This window comes from Phaeobacter gallaeciensis DSM 26640 (assembly GCF_000511385.1).
Lineage (GTDB): Bacteria > Pseudomonadota > Alphaproteobacteria > Rhodobacterales > Rhodobacteraceae > Phaeobacter > Phaeobacter gallaeciensis.
Genome location: NC_023137.1, coordinates 2,821,775 through 2,839,589, shown reverse-complemented (window position 1 = coordinate 2,839,589; position 17,815 = coordinate 2,821,775). Strand labels below are relative to the sequence as shown.

The 17,815-nt window shown below is 54.7% G+C and carries 14 protein-coding genes and 1 pseudogene; 8 read left to right on the top strand and 7 right to left on the bottom strand.

Going from position 1 to position 17,815, the window contains the following annotated elements; genetic code table 11:
• The first annotated feature begins 5 nt into the window (after positions 1-5).
• Entirely contained in the window at positions 6-908 is a 903-nt protein-coding gene (locus GAL_RS13785) for a DMT family transporter (RefSeq protein ID WP_024098180.1), read from the top strand.
• A 643-nt stretch (positions 909-1,551) separates the two neighbouring features.
• On the opposite strand, the gene GAL_RS13780 is transcribed toward GAL_RS13785, so the two are convergent.
• Positions 1,552-2,169: an exonuclease domain-containing protein gene (locus GAL_RS13780; protein WP_043939788.1), complete on the bottom strand. Its 618-nt coding sequence runs from the start codon at positions 2,167-2,169 to the stop codon at positions 1,552-1,554.
• Between the two features lie 1,384 nt (positions 2,170-3,553).
• Here GAL_RS13780 and GAL_RS13775 point away from each other — a divergent pair.
• A complete protein-coding gene (locus tag GAL_RS13775; RefSeq protein ID WP_024098176.1) occupies positions 3,554-4,933 on the top strand; it encodes a tetratricopeptide repeat protein in 1,380 nt (459 codons plus the stop codon).
• A gap of 815 nt (positions 4,934-5,748) precedes the next feature.
• Here GAL_RS13775 and GAL_RS13770 read toward each other — a convergent pair.
• The 4 genes from GAL_RS13770 to dctP form a co-directional block, all read right to left on the bottom strand.
• On the bottom strand, positions 5,749-6,528 hold the full coding sequence (locus tag GAL_RS13770) for an alpha/beta fold hydrolase (RefSeq protein WP_322786989.1): 780 nt from the start codon (positions 6,526-6,528) through the stop codon (positions 5,749-5,751).
• Positions 6,504-7,805: a TRAP transporter large permease gene (locus GAL_RS13765; protein ID WP_024098174.1), complete on the bottom strand. Its 1,302-nt coding sequence runs from the start codon at positions 7,803-7,805 to the stop codon at positions 6,504-6,506. The genes GAL_RS13770 and GAL_RS13765 overlap by 25 nt, the downstream gene beginning before the upstream one ends.
• The gene (locus GAL_RS13760; protein ID WP_024098173.1) at positions 7,805-8,314 is read right to left on the bottom strand and encodes a TRAP transporter small permease; all 510 of its coding nucleotides are present in this window, start codon (positions 8,312-8,314) and stop codon (positions 7,805-7,807) included. The genes GAL_RS13765 and GAL_RS13760 overlap by 1 nt, the downstream gene beginning before the upstream one ends.
• Before the next feature lie 71 nt (positions 8,315-8,385).
• Positions 8,386-9,381 (bottom strand): TRAP transporter substrate-binding protein DctP, encoded by a 996-nt coding sequence (gene dctP, locus GAL_RS13755; protein ID WP_024098172.1) that lies wholly within the window; start codon positions 9,379-9,381, stop codon positions 8,386-8,388.
• A gap of 216 nt (positions 9,382-9,597) precedes the next feature.
• Here dctP and GAL_RS13750 point away from each other — a divergent pair, with 216 nt between their 5' ends.
• Positions 9,598-10,482 (top strand): LysR family transcriptional regulator, encoded by an 885-nt coding sequence (locus GAL_RS13750; protein WP_024098171.1) that lies wholly within the window; start codon positions 9,598-9,600, stop codon positions 10,480-10,482.
• On the opposite strand, the gene GAL_RS13745 is transcribed toward GAL_RS13750, so the two are convergent.
• Complete coding sequence (locus tag GAL_RS13745) at positions 10,477-11,373, bottom strand: LysR family transcriptional regulator (RefSeq protein ID WP_024098170.1); 897 nt, start codon at positions 11,371-11,373, stop codon at positions 10,477-10,479. The two genes, GAL_RS13750 and GAL_RS13745, sit on opposite strands and share 6 nt — an antisense overlap.
• Before the next feature lie 120 nt (positions 11,374-11,493).
• On the opposite strand from GAL_RS13745, the gene cuyA reads away from it, so the two are divergent.
• The 5 genes and pseudogenes from cuyA to GAL_RS22825 form a co-directional block, all read left to right on the top strand.
• Positions 11,494-12,510, top strand: a complete 1,017-nt coding sequence (gene cuyA, locus GAL_RS13740; protein WP_024098169.1) for a D-cysteate sulfo-lyase — start codon at positions 11,494-11,496, stop codon at positions 12,508-12,510.
• A 79-nt stretch (positions 12,511-12,589) separates the two neighbouring features.
• On the top strand, positions 12,590-13,576 hold the full coding sequence (locus GAL_RS13735) for a YeiH family protein (RefSeq protein WP_024098168.1): 987 nt from the start codon (positions 12,590-12,592) through the stop codon (positions 13,574-13,576).
• A 23-nt stretch (positions 13,577-13,599) separates the two neighbouring features.
• Entirely contained in the window at positions 13,600-13,950 is a 351-nt protein-coding gene (locus GAL_RS13730) for a RidA family protein (RefSeq protein WP_024098167.1), read from the top strand.
• Positions 13,951-14,603: 653 nt separating this feature from the next.
• On the top strand, positions 14,604-15,032 hold the full coding sequence (locus GAL_RS23000; RefSeq protein WP_081731427.1) for a DeoR/GlpR family DNA-binding transcription regulator: 429 nt from the start codon (positions 14,604-14,606) through the stop codon (positions 15,030-15,032).
• A 436-nt stretch (positions 15,033-15,468) separates the two neighbouring features.
• Positions 15,469-16,520, top strand: a pseudogene (locus GAL_RS22825) (IS3 family transposase); the annotation flags it as partial.
• A 707-nt stretch (positions 16,521-17,227) separates the two neighbouring features.
• Here GAL_RS22825 and GAL_RS13705 read toward each other — a convergent pair.
• Positions 17,228-17,797 (bottom strand): metallophosphoesterase, encoded by a 570-nt coding sequence (locus tag GAL_RS13705; protein WP_024098162.1) that lies wholly within the window; start codon positions 17,795-17,797, stop codon positions 17,228-17,230.
• Positions 17,798-17,815: the final 18 nt, after the last annotated feature.

Below are 17,815 nucleotides of genomic sequence, written 5' to 3'. Positions count from 1 at the left end.
ACGAAATGGAAGCCACTGGTATCGCACTGCGCATAGGCGCAACCTTCTTTTTCACTATTATGGTCGTGTTTGTGAAACTTCTTGCCGACGAGGTGCCGCTAGGCCAGGTCGTGTTTTTTCGAAGTGCCGTTGCTCTGATACCATTGGTTCTGTTCCTGATGTGGACGCGGGACTTTCCAAGCGGCCTGCGGACCAAGCGGCCACTCGCACATATTGCGCGCTGCCTCCTCGGGTGCACTGCGCTGTTCGCGTCTTTTGCCTCGCTGAAATACCTGCCGCTCGCTCATGCATCCATCATTGGCTATCTGGCGCCAGTGCTTGCAGTGGTCCTGGCGAGGTTCCTCTTGGGCGAACAGGTGAACGGAATGCGGTGGATTGCAGTTGTACTGGGGTTTCTGGGGATGCTGGTTCTCGTGCTGCCAAGTATGACGGCTGCCACCGTCGATCGATCTTATCTGATCGGAACCGCCCTGGCCCTTGCAATGGCGATATTCACTGCCGGTGCAAAAATTCAGATCCGTAGTCTTGCCCAAACAGAAAATGCCGGGGCTATTGCGTTCTATTTTGCATTGACCTGCGCGCTGGCGGGAGGTGTGTCGGTTTTCTGGGGCTGGATTCAGCCAGACGCGCTGCAGCTTGTTTATCTTTGCGGAGCAGGCATTGCGGGGGGCATCGCACATATTATGATGACGCTTGCTTTGCAGCATAGCGAGATCTCAAAACTCGCCCCATTCGAGTACCTGTCGCTTATTTTTGCTGTTCTAGCAGATTTTATACTGTTCCGGCTTGTCCCTGATGGTGCCTTCTACATATCGACATTGATGATCCTGGTCTCAATGTGGGCGATCACAGTCAAGGACAGTGCCAATGGAAGGCCCGCCGAAAAGGTGCAAACTAAGCGAGTGTGAGATAGTCTCCTTACGAGATCGGTGTCAGGGCAGGCCCCACCCATCTGACCTCTCCGTAGTTAACGCAGAACGGACGGCGGGAACGTTATTGGCAGGCGTTTTCTTCAGATCTCTCAGACTACCGCTTGACGTTTTGCGGAGTCCTTAGGGCTGCAGTCGACTAAGCAGGCAGAACAAGGGGCTATGGCAACGCGTTCCGAATGTTCTAAGCGCATTCTATCGGCCTAAAGCCGCTGAAGTTCGGTGAACGTCTGCGACGATATCTTCTGGAATCTCGTTTCTCTGAGTTTCGATTTTGATAACTGGGTCGTGAGCCCCATAGGCCTTGTTGCAACAAAAAACACCACCGGGAAATACCCCCGGTGGTCAATAAGTGATTTCATGGTGGTCAACACTTCAGGCGCAATGGACTGTAATTGCTTTCAGTTGTAAAATGACCCATAGTTTGCCCATTCGATAAATAATTTTTTCACGTAAATCATAGCCTTACCAAGATCCGTCTTTGAATGTTACTCTTTGGCGTCCATAAAATACACATAGCATATACATTAAGTCTAAGTACTATTTCTCATAAAATTTGAGCCCTCAGTTTGAGCTGATGGTTGTTTTGCTTCCTTACAGCCCACGAAGTCGCCCTCTCGCATCACTGAAAATCAAAGACCAACTGCTGTGAGGCACTCAGCAGCCTGATTTTTCGCCCCATTGATGCTTCTGCTTTCAAAGTAACTTCGGCTGCCGCACGTGCATCTTCTCCGGCATCATGGTGTTTGAATTTAAGCCCTAACACCTTTTTGAGATTGGCCAATCCATGCCCACCATTGCCCCGTAACTCTGGCCAGGCTTGGCGGGCGATGGCAACGCTGTCTGACCATACCGACTTCAACACTTGAAATCCCGCTAATTGGCACGCCGCGTCAAAGGCTTTCTCATCGTAACGGCTATGTTGAATAAGCGGATATGTTTCAAGAACCGGACGCAGGTCTGGCAATACTTCTGCAAATTTGGGGGCGTTCTTCACAGTTGCAGCATCAATGCCGTGCAATCGGGTATTGCCTACAGCGAATGGCGTGCAGGGATCGATGTATGCACTATAAGTGACAATTGAGCTGTCAAACCCAACAAAAGCGAGGCCAATTTGACATATGCTCGCGATATCGTACCCGGCAGTCTCGACGTCCACAGCTATGAACCTAAGATTGTCGCTCAGTGGTTCGACCTGATTGAAACAGGTTGGTAAAGACAAAGATGCAGCATTCGCCATGATAACGACTTTCACATGCTCACTGACTGATGCAAAGCCCGACCAGCAGCTGAGCAAGGCAGCCAGGCTTCTTTTCCTGACCACGCAGCACATGATAGCAGTCATTGGTACAGATTGTAGCGAACAGCGGAAGAGAGCCCATTGTTACGATGCAGCTTTAGTCTTATTTATATGACCGGCGTATGTAACACTTGAGGTTGGTGCGAGTTAGTATGGTGGGACTTCGAGCTCTTTTCGGGTGGTTCTCAAGCAAATTCCTTGAGCGGAAGACCAACAACCCACTGATATCATTTCTTCAAACTCTTGGAGTACTTTCGCTGTTCGCCTTAGGTTTCTTCATCGCATATCTGCGCTTCACCAGAACTTAAATTATACGCAACATACTTTCGTAAGATGAACCCAACGGCAGGAAAGTCTCGCCCCCCTTCCATTCGATGATGATTGGTGGCTGAGCTCGCAGCGAAGGTCGGCTCTGTCCAGTGCTCATGCAGCATAGGGTCATCACCCGACTGCCAGCCCCCGAGACTTTATAAAGTTCACTAACTGCGCCCCTCCGACCTTCGAGCGGGGCGCAGCATCGTCCCGGTCAACTGTGCCGCCCTGGAGGTCTGCTCTCGGGAAATCTGGCTGGATCCTTTACTCTTGCAGCGAGGGCGTCGCCGCACATCGTGCAAACGTCCGCTTTGGGCTGCCTGTTGTCTTCGGATACCTGGACGGCTTGGTGATCTTGCTGCAGACCGCCTGCCGCACCGCCGCAGGTCAGCTCGGAGCCCTAACATGATGGATGCTGCGAAGGACATGAACGGCAGTTTTGGCGTTTCCAACAAGATTGGTCTCAGCGAATCTCGAAATGTGCGGACCGAGTTTGGCTCTTCAATTCTACACAATTTGCATTTAACGACTCGATCATCGCGCTTAGCCAAACACCGAAGACGCAGCCGCGTGCGTCAACGGTCATCGCGATACAATCTGGATTGCCCCACGCGCGAGACGAAAATCGGCGAGGCGCAAGTACGATGAAACTCGTCAAGACGATATCCAAATCAAAAATCAATGGGTTCTTTCTGGTTTCAAAGCCATTCACGATTCACCGTCAACTCCTCACGTAAATAATTGACTTATATGATAAATGTTACATTGCAAGGATTTCGAACTGTGCTTACAAGACCGCAGCCTTAGGCTTTAACGAACCCATTTACCTTGAGAGGAACTGCCTGTCTGTCAAGTTCGTCTGGACTTGATGACTGCGGAATAGATTAGCGGCACATTATCGAAGAGGATTTACCCAATGTTACATTTACCTGGCACCCGATTTTGGACGGGAGCGCTACTTTGCCTATTTGCCGGGCTTTCCCACCCTGCGGAAGCACAGGAGACCGCTGCCGTGAAGGATCCAGATACGCTTCAGCAGGAGTGTGATGCCGGTGAGATGTTCAGCTGTTACAGTTTGGGTCATTTGTACTATTCCGGTGAAGGCGTCGATTGGGATGAGACCAAGGCGGCTGAACTTTACGTGCAGGCCTGCGAAGGAGGGTTTGAACCAAGCTGTGCAGATGCGGGCTTTATGTATCAGCGTGCACGCGGCGTTGCGGCTAATCTTGAGCGTGCTGCAAAGTACTTTGGCACTGGGTGTGAGGCTGGAGAATCCTGGGCTTGCGAAGACGTCGGCCGCATGTACGAGCTGGCAAGTGGAGTTGCGCAGGATTACGAAGAGGCGGTTCGCTACTACAATTTGGCCTGCAATGCCGGAGAGACCCTGGGATGTGCTTATCTGGGGGCAATGTATGAAGACGGGCGTGGCACAGCGCAAAGCTATGAACTTGCCGTAGAAAAATACGAAGTAGGTTGCTATCAGGGCGCCGTCTCCTTGGCCTGTATGCAACTGGGGTTTCTTACGCAAAGAGGTCAAGGCACGGAACGAGACGCCAAACAGGCGATGCTTCTACATTCCTATGCCTGCGATAGCGAGCAATGGGGCAGCTGCCGGGCTCTAGGTGGAATTTATGAACACGGCGACGTTGGGATTACAAACAAACGCCTTGGGCTGAGCCTATACATTCAGTCGTGCGAGGGTCGCTATGGCTATGACGCAGATGGTTGCTCCTATGCTGCAACCCTCTATGAAAATGGCAAAGTTGTCCCTCAGGATTATAAGTTAGCTGTGCAGTATCTGGAACGCAGCTGCGAAGGCAACTCAGGTAACGGCTGCGCAAAACTTGGCGCATCCTACGCTCACGGTAATGGCGTGGATGTAGATCTTGAACAAAGCCTGCACTTCTCAGAACGGGCTTGCAAATTGGGCAATGGGTTTGGCTGCTACAACAGTGGTGTGTCCTATTGGTTTGCCAGAGGTGTCGAGGAAGACGTGACACTGGCCGCGAAACGATATGAAAAAGGATGCCGCCTTGGCCACGATTTAGCCTGTACAAACATCGCTGCCGCCTATGCCGCAGGAAAAGGGGTGGAGCAGGACTTCAATAGATCTTTCGAACTCTACCAGCAGTCCTGTGACAAGGGCGACGCCCTTGCCTGCCACAATCTTGGATGGGCCTATCGCAAGGGAGAGGGCGTGCTTTCCGACCTCGCTAACGCACAGGAGCACTTTCTGATGGCTTGCGAAATGGGACACCTCAGCGGCTGCACCGCTGCGGGCTATCAGTATCTTAGCGGCGAAGGTGTTGCCAAAAACAAAGAAGCCGGGTTGCGCCTTCTCGGTCAGGCCTGTGACGGCGGGAATAAAAATGCCTGCGAACTCCTAGAGTAAGACTGTGGCGGGCTGCCCCTCACCAAAAAAGGAAGTAAGTATGCGGTACCTATTCCGCCTTAGTCCTAAAGTGATTTAGTCCCAAATTGACCTTCCACCGCCCCAGTTTAGTTGTTGGATTGAGGCGGTGGTTCCCTTGTTAGAAGACCGTCGACGGTTTTGATCGTGGTGTAGGTCAACCCATCGAAACGCTGAAGTCACGATAGTGAACATAGTCGATAGAGAAGTTTCCACGTGCTAATCACCCATTTCTGGGAAGGCGGTTAAGCACCCGCAAGAAACAACCTGGTGCCGAATTGATACGCCGAAGTGGTCATTAGAACTACTGCCGTGAAAGACCGTACTGTCCGTAATGTGTGGGTTTAGCGACGCCAGAATTTGCACTTTCAGCGAATGACCGCAACGCGGGAGCGAGTGCAGCATCCGGGGCATGAGGCCAACGGATGCAATGGGTCGTCCACGCAGTGGCGACCGGGGAGCGGAGGTGTGATGCTGTAAGTCCCCCGAAGTCCGCGAAGCGCCCATTCTGTAGATATGTTTTCTCACTGCGTGCGCAAGTAGTACGGGTTATGCTGCGACTGCTTGGATAATCGTGTCGGGCAGTGATATGAAAAGACGCCGTTCATTCGGGTCGCAGAAATTTTCTATCAGTGAGTTTTCCAACCATGATGCAAAGTGGTTATCAGAAAAAATGGGCTCTTTGTTTGCGAACTGGACACCGGACTTACTTTGCATCGGAAAAGCGAATGTCGCCTACGCCAATCCGAGGCTGAGACTCGCTTGTTTGTGCTTGCCTCGGATTGATGCAGGGGCGGTTAGACCTGAAGAAAATCATTAACGATAGAGTGGAACAGCGCGGGCTTTTCTAGATGAACCGCATGGGCTGTTCCGGGCACCACGGACAGGTGGACCTCTGGGATGCTGGTCCAGAGGCTCTCCACCTGTGGCCAGCGATAGGATTTGTCTGAATCGCCCCAGATCACCAGCGTCGGCATGGATAATCCACCCAGTGCATCGCGTCCGTCCCAGTTGGCCATCGCCTCCAATGCGGCCATGGCGGCCTGTGCGTTGGCCTGAGCGCCGATTTTTGTCAAAACCGGATAGCCCGGCGCGGCCTTTCCCGCCTTGAACCACGTGGCCCCAATCCGTGAGATGGTCTTGGCGACCCCGTCGCTTTGTAGCCGCTCGCGCGAGACAGTGATCGGTTCAAACCGGTCTGGCATCAGACCCAGCGGACCGGTTCCATAAAGCACCAGTTTTTGCACCGTATCAGGGCGAAGGGCGGCCATTTCCTGTGCGATCATCCCGCCCATGGAGTGTCCCATCAGGGTGAATTCGGTCACCTCCAGATGATCGAGCAACTCCAGTACCGACAGCGCCATGCCGTTGATGGTCTCACACCCCTCCAGATGACCGGCATCGCCAAAACCCGGAAGGTTAGGGGCGATGACATCAAAGCCTTTGCTAAAGGCTTTGATTTCGTTTTCCCACTGGGCAGCACCGCCAAGATAACCGTGCACCAGCACCATGACCGGACCGGACCCGGTGCGAAGATAAGGCAGGACCGACATCAGCGCATCTGCTCCGGCAGCCACAGAGCCACATCAGGGACCACAATCAGGATGGTGATCAGCAGGATCATGGCGGCGATGAAGGGCAAGCAACCCATGATGACATCGCCAATGCTGACCTGTTCCCGTCCGATCGCCTGTATGACGTAGAGATTCAGGCCGACAGGGGGCGTGAGCACCGCGATCTCCATCGTGATGGTATAGACGACACCGAACCAGATCAGATCAAAGCCCGCCGCATTCATCAGCGGATAGATTGTCGGCAGGGTAATGAAGGTCATCGAAACCGGTTCAAGAAACATGCCGAGGATGATGTAGAACACCAGAACAATGGCCAGAACCGTGTAGGGCGACAATTCGAACGACAGGAACAGTTCGGTGAATTGTTGCGGTACGCGGTAATATGTTAGCACGAAGCCAAACAGCACACCGGCGGATAGAAGCAGGCCCAGATATCCCATCGTGCGCATCGTGGCAAAAATGGAGTCCTTGAACCCTTTCCAGGTCAGACCACCGACCCAGAAGGCAAGAATAACCGTCAGCAATGCGGCCACGGCGGCGGCCTCAGTTGGTGTGGCGATGCCGGCATAAATTGCCACAGTGATCACAAGACCAATCAAAACCACGGGCCCCACGGTGCTGATGATCAGCATCATCGGCATTTTTGTGGCATCTTCGCTGCTGGGAATATCCTGCGGCTTCAAAATACCCCAGACTAGCACCACAACCACAAAGCTGGACACAAGGATCAGGCCGGGAATGACGCCTGCGATAAACAGGTCCCCGATGCTTTGATCAGTTACAATGCCGTAAAAAAGCAGGATCAGGCTGGGTGGGATTAAAACTGAGAGCGTCCCACCAGCGGCCAGAACACCGCTGGACAGACGTTTGCCATAGCCAAGACGCAGCATTTCGGGCAAAGCGACGCCCCCAATAGTCAGCGCGCCAACCATCGACGATCCGCAGACTGCGCCGAACCCGGCACTTGCCCCGATTGATCCATAGGCAGCAGACCCTTTGATCCGCACCCCTTGGTGCAGGAACTGATAAAGGTTTGGCCCAATATTGGACTTGCCTATAAGTTCCCCCAGGAACACGAAAAGCGGTACGGCCAGCAGGATGTAGTCAATCCAGACCCCCCAAAGTTTGAGTTCCGACGAGACAATTGACGTCTCCCACCCCTGAATTTGCCACAGGAACGGCAAGGACGCAGCGGCAAGGGCAAAGGGGATCGGCAAGCCTATTGTAATGAACAACATCAACAGGCCAAGCAGGCCCAGGCCAACAACATACCACTCCATTAGAGCTCTCCTGACGGGGCCGAGTTGCGGATCAGGCGGATCAGACGCAAGGCGGCATAGAATGAGAATAGAACCAGCGCCAGCGCGCCGGGGGCCCAGAACAGGTAACGGGGCCAGTGCAGAATTTCTGATGCGACACCGGAGTTGAACGACCGGATCGTCGCGCTGACCCCCGCATAGGCAAAGAAGCTGCCAACTGCGAACATCAGGATGTGATTGATGATGTCGAACAGGCGACGCAGGCTTGGGCGCAGCTGGTCCGTAATCATCGTCACTTTGGGAAACGCGTCTTCGCGCAGGGCATAGGCCAGCCCGGCAAAGGCCACGGGAAACAGCAAAAGGGCGGTGGCTTCTGTGACCATACGGTCAGGCTTGCCAAGCCCGTATCGCACAAACACGCCATAAGAGATCCAGAGCATCTGGATCAGCACCACTACGGCACCGGCGCCAGCAAGCCACACGACCGCGCGTTCGATACGGCGGATCAGGTGATCAATTCCGTCATTCATGACAGACCTCAGATTTTTGAAAGAAGGGTCGGTGGCCCCGGAACGCAAGGGCCACCGATGAAAGCCACCGATCAGGGAGCGTGGCTTTCAAGAAGGGCGCGAATGCTGTCGGCCATGTCCATGCCGCAGGCCTCGTTCACCGTTTCGTCCCATTTGGGTTTCACGCTGGCAATCAGGCTTGCCCGCTGCTCGTCTGAAATGGACACCGCAGCACCGCCGCCTTGCATCACGGCGTTGCCGACCTGCTGGTCCACCCAGGCTTCATAGCGCGGCTGCAGCCAGGCTTCGGTCTCTGCGGCCGCGGCCGTCAGGGCCCCCTGTTCATCGGCGGTCAGCGCATCGAACTTGGATTTGTTCATCATATACTGAATGTTGCCATAGAACAGGTTGGCGTTGACCATATAGGGCATGACGGTCCAGAGCTTCCATGAGCTGTAGGTCGCAACCCCCATGTTGATGCCGTCCACGACACCACGTTCAGCCGATTGGAACACCTCTTTCGGAGCCACAAACACGGGCTCTCCGCCCCAGCTTTCAATCATCATGCTGACCAGCGGCCCGATCGAGCGCACCAGCTTGCCATCCAGCTTGCCAATGTCTTCAATCGGTTCTTCAAACCACCATTCCTGATCATAGGAATAGTTCGAGTTGAACAGCGGCACCAGCCCGGCATTTGCGGCTTCGTCCTTGATCAACTCCGCATATGCGGCATCCAGACCGGTTTGGTCTTCCAGGCTGACCTCAGCCGGGTAAAGCGACGTGACCGCATAGCAGGGCAGACGGTTGTCTGCGTTGATCCAACTGATGTCCGACACACCACCTTGCACAGAATCGACCCCTTCGGACCAGCCGTGAAGCGTGCCCGACGGGAACACTTCAACCTTGACCGAACCGCCAGTTTTTTCTGCTACAAGATCGGCAAAATGCGTAAAGCCTTGATATCGGATATCAGCTTCGTTGACATAGGTACTGAGGCGCAGCGTGGTTTCAGCGGATGCAGCACCGGCTGTTATGCCACCTGCCAAGGCGACGGCAATAGCTGTCGTCGATTTTATAGAAATTTTCATTTATTCCTCCCATTTTACGGGCTCATTTGACGGATCTCGTTTCCGTCATGCCCTTGGCCCCGATCCCAGTGACAAATGTGTGCGGTCTGGGTCGACCTGTCACAAACGCTAGGCGAAACGGCGCGGCCAATGCCAACTCAAATGCATCATAAAACTATGCCGTTATTGCATAGCTATTAATTTGCAGTAGGTTGCGATTGGTTTGGAGGGTAAAAATTGGATATTAACTGGCTTCGGGATTTTACCTGCCTGGCGCGCGTCTTGAATTTTACCCGTGCCGCAGAGGAACGCAACATTACCCAATCCGCGTTCAGTCGGCGGATCAAATCGCTCGAAAACTGGCTTGGGGTGCCGTTGATCAAACGCTCTAGCTATCCGGTGCAATTGTCCGAGGCCGGGCAGCAATTCCTGCCGGTCGCCCAAGAGGCCATCGCCAATCTGTCGGACATTCGCCAGACCCTGCGCGCACAGGAACAGGGTCGGACCGCCTTCCAACGTTTCGCCGTCCTGCACACAATCTCGGTCAACTATCTGTCGCACCGTATTGCTGAATTTGAGGATCGCATTCCAAACCTGCGTGTGCGGATTTACTCGGACAATCTCAGCACCTGTTGCCAACTTCTGTCGGACGGGACCTGTGATTTTCTGCTCTATTACCGGCACAAGGATGTGCAACCGGTTTTTGAAGAACGGCATTTTGCGCGCAAGGATATCGGCACGGAACAGATGATCCCCGTTGCCCAAGCCAATGCTGCCCGCGCAGGGGGGTGGGATCTGGACCATCCCGGACGGCTGCAGGTCCCATACCTTGGCTATGACCCCAGCAGTTTCCTCGGATCCGTGGTTGATCAGATCATAGGCACCCGCTCGCCCCCATTGGCGCTGCGCTACATGGATGCGCTGACCGAGGCGATCAAGCGGCGTATGTTGTCGGGCAGCGGAGTTGCCTGGCTGCCCGAAAGCGTGGTGTCGGACGAGCTGGCCTCCGGGCAAGTGACACAGGTTGGTGGATCAGATTGGCAGGCCACCCTGACCCTGTCCTTGTTCTGCTCACTTGAGCGTCTGGACAAAACCGGCGAGCAGGTCTGGAACGCGCTATAGCCCCACGGAGGGGTCGGGGACATTTGTCAGATCAGACCAGATTTGCGCGGTCCCGTCGCCCTGTTGATTAGAGAGGCGGATCAGCATGATGCTCAGATTCTGATGCGGCAGGTCATGTAACCGCCGCAGCCGCCCTTCGGTTATATGCTGTTTGACCAGGGTCAGCGGCAACCAAGCCACCCCAATGCCATCCAGCGCGTATTCACAGGCGGCAAGGGTCAGTGCGGTTTCCGCCTTTGGGGACAGCATCACGCCTTCGGGCAGCAGGGGCAGAATGCTCTGGCTGAACAGGCGCCCCAGGAAAACATCCGGGGGATATGAGATGAGCGGGATCTCGGGGGCATCGGCGTGGAACGCAATATCAGGGGACGCCACCGGCACCAATGTATCGCCGCCCAGCCGCCGCATTTCAAACGCCTGTGGCAATGCCGGGCCGGGGGCGTCAGGTTGTTCATATGTCATGGCAAAATCAGCCTCGCCTGACAAAAGCAACATCAGGCAATTGTCCCGGTTGCCGGATCGCACCCGCACGGAAATGTCCTGCGATTGAGTCAGTTGCCGCACCACCCACGGCGAGATTGTGGTGGTGATGGCGTGCTGGCATACAAAGGTCACATCCCGCTTTGCGCCATCTGCAGCTGCTTTCAGGTCGTGTTGCAGGCGGCGCAGCCGCGCGCCAAGCTCTCGCAATTCAGGTTCCATGGCCTGCACGCCGGGCAGGATGGTGACCGGCTTGCAGGACCGGTCAAACAGGGGCACACCGATCCGCTCTTCGATCAACCGCACCCGCCGCGTGAACGCCGATTGGGTCAGAAACCGCCGCTCTGCCGCCCGTGTCAGGGACCCCGTGTCGATCACCGCCAGGATGTCATCAATCCAATCCAACTGCATGGTGTCACCATAGCGGCACGCCCATATTGTGCAAGATGTGCATGTTAAGGCGCATATTTCGAATTAGATTAGCGGGATTTACCTCCATAAGATGCGAGAAAACCAACTTAGGAGTTTTCGATGCATCTCGCCCGTTACCCCCGCCGCTTCATCGCCCACCTGCCCACCCCGCTTGAGCGTCTGGACCGTCTGACCGCAGAGCTTGGCGGTCCGGAAATCTGGATCAAACGCGACGATTGCACCGGCCTGTCCACCGGTGGCAACAAGACCCGCAAGCTGGAATTCCTGATGGCCGAGGCCGAGTTGCAGGGCGCAGAGATGGTGATGACACAGGGGGCGACCCAATCGAACCATGCCCGCCAAACGGCTGCTTTTGCGGCGAAACTGGGCATGGAGTGCCACATCTTTCTGGAAGATCGCACCGGATCCAACAACCACAACTACAATTGCAACGGCAACGTTCTGCTGGACCATCTGCATGGTGCCACCACCGAAAAGCGCCCCGGTGGTCTGGACATGAATGCTGAGATGGAAGCGGTCGCCGACAAGCTGCGCGCAGATGGCAAAAAGGTGTACACCATCCCGGGGGGCGGGTCGAACCCGACCGGCGCGCTTGGCTATGTGAACTGCGCGTTTGAGATGCTGGCGCAAGCCAATGATCGCGGCCTGAAGCTCGACCACATCGTTCACGCCACCGGCAGTGCGGGCACGCAGGCCGGTCTGATTGTGGGTCTGAAAGCGATGAACGCACAGATCCCTCTCTTAGGCATCGGTGTGCGGGCGCCCAAACCGAAACAGGAAGAAAACGTCTACAACCTCGCCTGTGCCACGGCCGAGAAACTGGGCTGCGCAGGCGTTGTTCAGCGCGAAGATGTGGTCGCCAACACCGATTACGTCGGCGAAGGCTATGGCATTCCGACCGAAAGCGGCATCGAGGCCATTCAGATGTTTGCCGAGCTGGAATCGATCCTGCTGGATCCGGTTTATTCCGCCAAAGGAGCCGCGGGTTTCATTGATCTGATCCGCAAAGGTCACTTCAAGAAAGGTGAGCGCGTTGTCTTCCTGCACACCGGCGGTTCGGCCGCGCTCTTTGGCTATGACGCGGCTTTTGATCACGGCAAACGCTGGGTCGGTTGACGGCAGACTGTATCAGGTGCGCGTGACCTGACGCAGGCTGCGCGCCTCAATTCCACATTTCCGCAGTCAGGAGCGAACCATGGTGTCGCTGATCAAGTCCCGCTGGGACGCCCACTTTGCTGGCATTCTTTTGGTGTGCGTGATCGCCGCCGCCGCGACCTTTCTGTCCGAACATTACGGCGCGCCTGCGATGCTGTTTGCACTGCTGATCGGCATGGCGTTCCACTTCCTTTATGACGATCAGAAATTCACCCCGGGGCTGGAGTTTTCCGCCAAAACACTGCTGCGATTTGGGGTCGGCCTGCTGGGACTGCGTCTGAGCATTGGGGATGTGGAAAGTGTCGGGCTGGGTGCGGTGGGTGCGGTGGTCGGCTTTGTCATGGCAACATTGGCCTGCGGGGCAATCCTGTCTATTCTCTTCGGTCGCAAACTGGCCTTTGGCCTGCTGGCTGGCGGGTCGGTGGCAATCTGTGGCGCCTCTGCAGCCCTTGCCATTGCCTCGGTTCTGCCCGCAAAGGATGACCGCGAACAGGACACGCTGTTTGTTGTGATCGGCGTCACCGCCCTGTCGACCATCGCGATGATTGCCTATCCGGTCCTGTTTGCGGCCCTGGGCATGAGCGATCTGGAAAGCGGGTTTCTGATCGGGGCAACCATTCACGATGTGGCCCAGGTTGTTGGCGCCGGATATTCGATCAGTGACGAGGCAGGGGTGATTGCGACCTTTGTCAAGATGGTGCGTGTGGTCTTGTTGCCGGTGGTGATGATTGCGGTCATGGCGAGCTTTCGTGGCGCACAAGCCCAGAAAATCACCCTGCCGTGGTTCCTTGTCATGTTTGTCGCGCTGGCGATTTTGACAAACACCGGGCTGGTGCCGCAAGTGATCACCGATGCCATCGTCACCCTGTCCGGTTGGTGTTTGGTCATTGCGATCTCTGCCCTTGGGGTGAAAACCAGCTTTGCCACCATTCTGCGCGTCAAGCCCAGCTACGGCATCATCCTTGTCGTCGAAACCCTCTTCCTTCTTGCGATTTCCGTGGCGTTTGTCATGGGCTTTGGCTTCTAACTATCAACCTGAAAGGACAAGACATGTCACAAATTCAACGCCTGAAAAGCTCTGACCGCATGAGCCAGATCGTCACCTGTGGAGAGATGATTTATCTCGCTGGTCAGGTGGCCGCGCCAGGCAGCAGCGTTACTGAACAGACCACAATTATCCTGGAACAGGTTGATAGCTTGCTGGCTGAAGTCGGGTCTGACAAAGAACATATTCTTCAGGCAATCATTTGGCTTTCTTCGATGGAAGATTTTGCTGAAATGAACACTGTTTGGGACAATTGGGTGGCCCCGGGTCACGCGCCTGCACGTGCCTGCGGAGGGGCTACATTGGCCACGCCTGACTACAAAGTCGAGATAATTATTACTGCCCGGAAAAAATAATTTCACACCAAAGATAGGTGCTACACCTAGGCTCAAACCTAAGGAGTGTGACAATATCGCAGTCGCCAAGACGCTGCGAATGCGCACTCCATCCACCTTTATCAATCATTCCAATCCCGCATACGACAGCCTCGACTCTCCAAGAGCCGCCTTTCCGTCTCGCAACGAATTTCAACAACCAATTTGGCGACACGGATTATGGCGCAGAAAGGGGTTTGAAGCCGGTGCGAAAAACGCGGTGTCAGCAGTAGCCGCCTCTGCATAAGCTCGGATTGTCAGGTATTCTGGCAGTTTATGCGCTGAATAGCGAACGACCGTGTTTCCCGAAGCTGCTGTTCGCTCAGAATGCGGTGGCTTCAACGACTAACTCCAAAATTTCGAATTTGGTGACGATTGCGAAGCTTAGCGAGTGCATGATTTTGCATAATAGTGTAAAATACTACACTATTATGCAAATAATCGACCTGAACAACCCGCATATCTGTCAGTAAATGCTACGCGAACGCCTTGATTCAGGCGCGCCGTTAGTTGCAACCGTTTTGGCGTCTGAACGGGACATATCCATTGACACAGTGCGCCGTAACTTAATTGTACTTGAACAATAATGCGTCGTGCGTCGCGTGCGCGGCGGGGCAGTCCCAGTTACCAGCCCAATGCCATCCTATTTCGACCGTGCCAGCATGCCTGATCCAAAGATTACCCCGCTTGCTGAAAAGGTGATCCAAATAATCCCAACAGGCGGGACAGTTTTTATCGATGCGGGTACGACTATGATTACTTTGGCAGCCTGCATACCGCTTCAATTCCAAAATCTCATAATAACCCCTGCTCCCTCCGTCGCACTTGCCGCTTTGCATCGCGGTGCGCGCGTCCATCTGATCGGCGGGGCGCCTTGCCCTGAAGGAGCAATGGCAACTGGTAGAGATGCCGAGTACGCTGTATCGCGATGTATTGCTGATCTTTGCTTTCTTGGTGCATGCGGGCTTTGGCCGGACTGTGGATTGAGTGTAGAGGACGTGCAGGAGGCAGGTAAAAAAGTGAGATGGCTCTCGCTTCCGCCAAAGTGGTTGTGGTCGCCATAGCAGAGAAAATGCAAAGGCGCGGGAGATATGAAGTTTTGGAGCTCACCGAAATGGACGGTTTGGTCACTGATGCGACCTTGGCGGACGCCATGCCCTTCGCAAACGAAGGTGTCAAGTTGATCCATGTCCATACGTGATGCTTTGTGGCGAGAACAAAGTTGGCCAGCTGTCTTTGCAGCCTTCATCTTCAACGGTCTATTGTTGGGGGTTTGGGCGTCGCGCGTTCCTGCGTTCAAAGACGAGTTCGGGTTGGAGCCTTCGGTCCTTGGCGTACTTCTTCTGGCGCTGGCAGGGGGTGCAATCATTTCCTTTGCTTTGGCTGGCGGATTGTCTGAGAAACGGGGAGCTGACCGGTTTGAGCTGCTCCCCGAAATTCGGACACTGACATAAGCTACGATTTGCAGTCTGCTGATCTTCGACGAGAAGGAGATCAGAGATGTCGAAACGCAAGCATCACGCGCCTGAGTTAAAGGCGAAGGTCGCGCTGGAAGCCCTGAAAGGCGAGGAGACGGCGGTCGAGCTTGCGAGCCGGTTCGGAGTGCATCCGGCGATGATCCATCAATGGAAGCGTGCCCTGCTCAAAGGGGCGTCAGGCGTGTTAAAGCGCGGGGGCCGCAAAAAGCCTGAGATTGACGAGGAGCAAGTGAAGGAGCTTCAGGCCAAGATCGGGGAGCTGGTGGTGGCCAACTCTTTCTGGGAACGAAAGCTGAAGCCCTGGAGCGGGAAGTGAGGCGCGGTATGATCGAGCCTGACCATCCCCAGCTGTCCATCGGTCAGCAGTGCAGGCTGCTGTAGATTGCGCGACCGTCCTTTTACTACGAGCCGAAAGGAGAGACCGAACAGAACCTCGACTTGATGCGGCAGATCGATGAGCAGTTCCTGTAGATGCCGTTCTTCGGTGTCCGCCGGATGACCTGGCACCTACGCAATGACGAGCATCTCGTGAACGAGAGGCGGATACGCCGACCAATGCGCCTCATGTGGTTGATGCTGATCTACTAGAAGCCCGATACGAGCAGGTCGGCGAACCGGCACAAGACCTATCCATATCTGCTGAGAGGTCTGTGGGTGGAATGTCCGAACCAGGTCTGGTGCTCGGATATCACTTACCTGCCCATGCGGCGTGGATCGCTCTACCTCGCGGCGATCCTGGACTGGCATACCCGCAAGGTTCTGTCCTGGCGGATCTCGAACACACTGGAGGCCGACTTCTGTGCCGATGCGCTGAACCAGGCCCTCCACAAGTTCGGGCCGTCAGAGACTATGAACACGGACTAGGGCAGCCAGTTCACGTCCTTCGCCTGGACCGATTGGCTCCGCCGATCCGGCGTGCGCGTCTCGATGGATGGGAAAAGCCGATTCCTCGACAACATCTTCATCAAACGGCTGTGGCGAACCCTGAAATACGAATGCGTCTACCAGCATATCTGGGAGACCGGATCCGAGACGAAAGCAGCCATCCGGAAATGGATGAACTTTTACAACCACTAGCGCCCTCGCTCAGCCCTCGGCGGTAAGCCACCGGCGCTGGCCTGTTGGCAGAGAAGTGATATCAATCAACCCAATCAGCAGCTGGGACGAGTAGCTTAATTTATGCCAGATCCTGTCAAGAGATGGGGAGTAGCTCAGTCTGAAAGACCGTGTCACCACGAGGCACAAAATCCCCCTTAAAATTGCCGCTTGATACAGTGACCCTTACGTCGACGCCCCTGACCGGCGCAGTTATCGAACCTGACCACATCACGTTTCTGAGTTTACCATTATGCATGGCAAGTTCGGCTTCGCAAAGACGAGCAACGAACTCCTCGAGTTTCATATCAACTCTAAGCTGTCATGTCACGTAATACTCGGTGTTTTGGCAACTCAAGGGTGGGTCGAACCGGAGTTGACCACGGAGCGTCCGATTACTGTCTGCTTTGCCGTTCTACGTGGTTTAACTAAGTGCGCGCAGCTAAGGTCTGCTATCCCCCCCTTTACAGTGAATGTGACCCAAACCCCAAGTTTCCTTATCTAAGCTATCGTAGTTTAGCGCGCATAGCGAGGCACCAAAGTGTTCGCGTGACATCATGGCAAAGCAAGTTCGTCTGTGCCTGGTAATCATGACCGGCTCACATTGAACCGCTTCTAGAACTTCACTTGTATCGTACCTCAATTGAGTCGATGAAAAGACCTACATACCTTTCCCTTATTGCTGCTTAAGTGTTGAGTTTCGCCCGATACTCAACATCGCCCCAATGCTTGTTCGGCGGCAAGTTCTTCGCCCGGCGCGCAATGTCGGCAAAGGTGACCGGCATAAAGTCCCACACATCAACGCCGATATTCACAGAATTGCGAGACCCGCGCCAACTGTCGTGAACATGACCAAAGAACTGTAGTCCACCTTTTCGTACGTGGTTCCAGGTAATCATTGGGTAGTGGCACAATGTGTTGGGTTGGTTTCCGGGACCATCCAGCAACTCAACTAAGTGAGAGATGGAATCCCAAGGAAGTTCCAGTGTTGGCTTGAGATCATGATTGCCAACGACCAGATGACGCTCAGCGCCCGGCAACTGATTGAATATCTGCTCAACATAAGCGCTGTCCTTGGCTCGGGAACTAAAAGCAAAGTCTCCTAGAATCCAAAGTTGGTCTTCCGTGCCAACCACCTTCCACATGTTTTCCAACAGCGCCGCGTCCATCTGTGACGCCGACTTGAAGGGGCGTTTGCAAAACCGCATGATGTTTTCGTGGCCGAAATGCGTATCAGCCGTATACCAGATTGTCATTTCGTGCTCTCTCGGCTC

What these genes read in the sequence shown, in the direction of transcription:
- GAL_RS13765 (WP_024098174.1), bottom strand. Translation starts at nt 7,805, where the DNA reads ATGGAGTGGTATGTTGTTGGCCTGGGCCTGCTTGGCCTGTTGATGTTG.
- GAL_RS13735 (WP_024098168.1), top strand. Translation starts at nt 12,590, where the DNA reads ATGGTGTCGCTGATCAAGTCCCGCTGGGACGCCCACTTTGCTGGCATT.
- GAL_RS13760 (WP_024098173.1), bottom strand. Translation starts at nt 8,314, where the DNA reads ATGAATGACGGAATTGATCACCTGATCCGCCGTATCGAACGCGCGGTC.
- GAL_RS23000 (WP_081731427.1), top strand. Translation starts at nt 14,604, where the DNA reads ATGCCATCCTATTTCGACCGTGCCAGCATGCCTGATCCAAAGATTACC.
- GAL_RS13785 (WP_024098180.1), top strand. Translation starts at nt 6, where the DNA reads ATGGAAGCCACTGGTATCGCACTGCGCATAGGCGCAACCTTCTTTTTC.
- GAL_RS13730 (WP_024098167.1), top strand. Translation starts at nt 13,600, where the DNA reads ATGTCACAAATTCAACGCCTGAAAAGCTCTGACCGCATGAGCCAGATC.
- GAL_RS13745 (WP_024098170.1), bottom strand. Translation starts at nt 11,373, where the DNA reads ATGCAGTTGGATTGGATTGATGACATCCTGGCGGTGATCGACACGGGG.
- GAL_RS13780 (WP_043939788.1), bottom strand. Translation starts at nt 2,169, where the DNA reads ATGGCGAATGCTGCATCTTTGTCTTTACCAACCTGTTTCAATCAGGTC.
- GAL_RS13705 (WP_024098162.1), bottom strand. Translation starts at nt 17,797, where the DNA reads ATGACAATCTGGTATACGGCTGATACGCATTTCGGCCACGAAAACATC.
- dctP (WP_024098172.1), bottom strand. Translation starts at nt 9,381, where the DNA reads ATGAAAATTTCTATAAAATCGACGACAGCTATTGCCGTCGCCTTGGCA.
- cuyA (WP_024098169.1), top strand. Translation starts at nt 11,494, where the DNA reads ATGCATCTCGCCCGTTACCCCCGCCGCTTCATCGCCCACCTGCCCACC.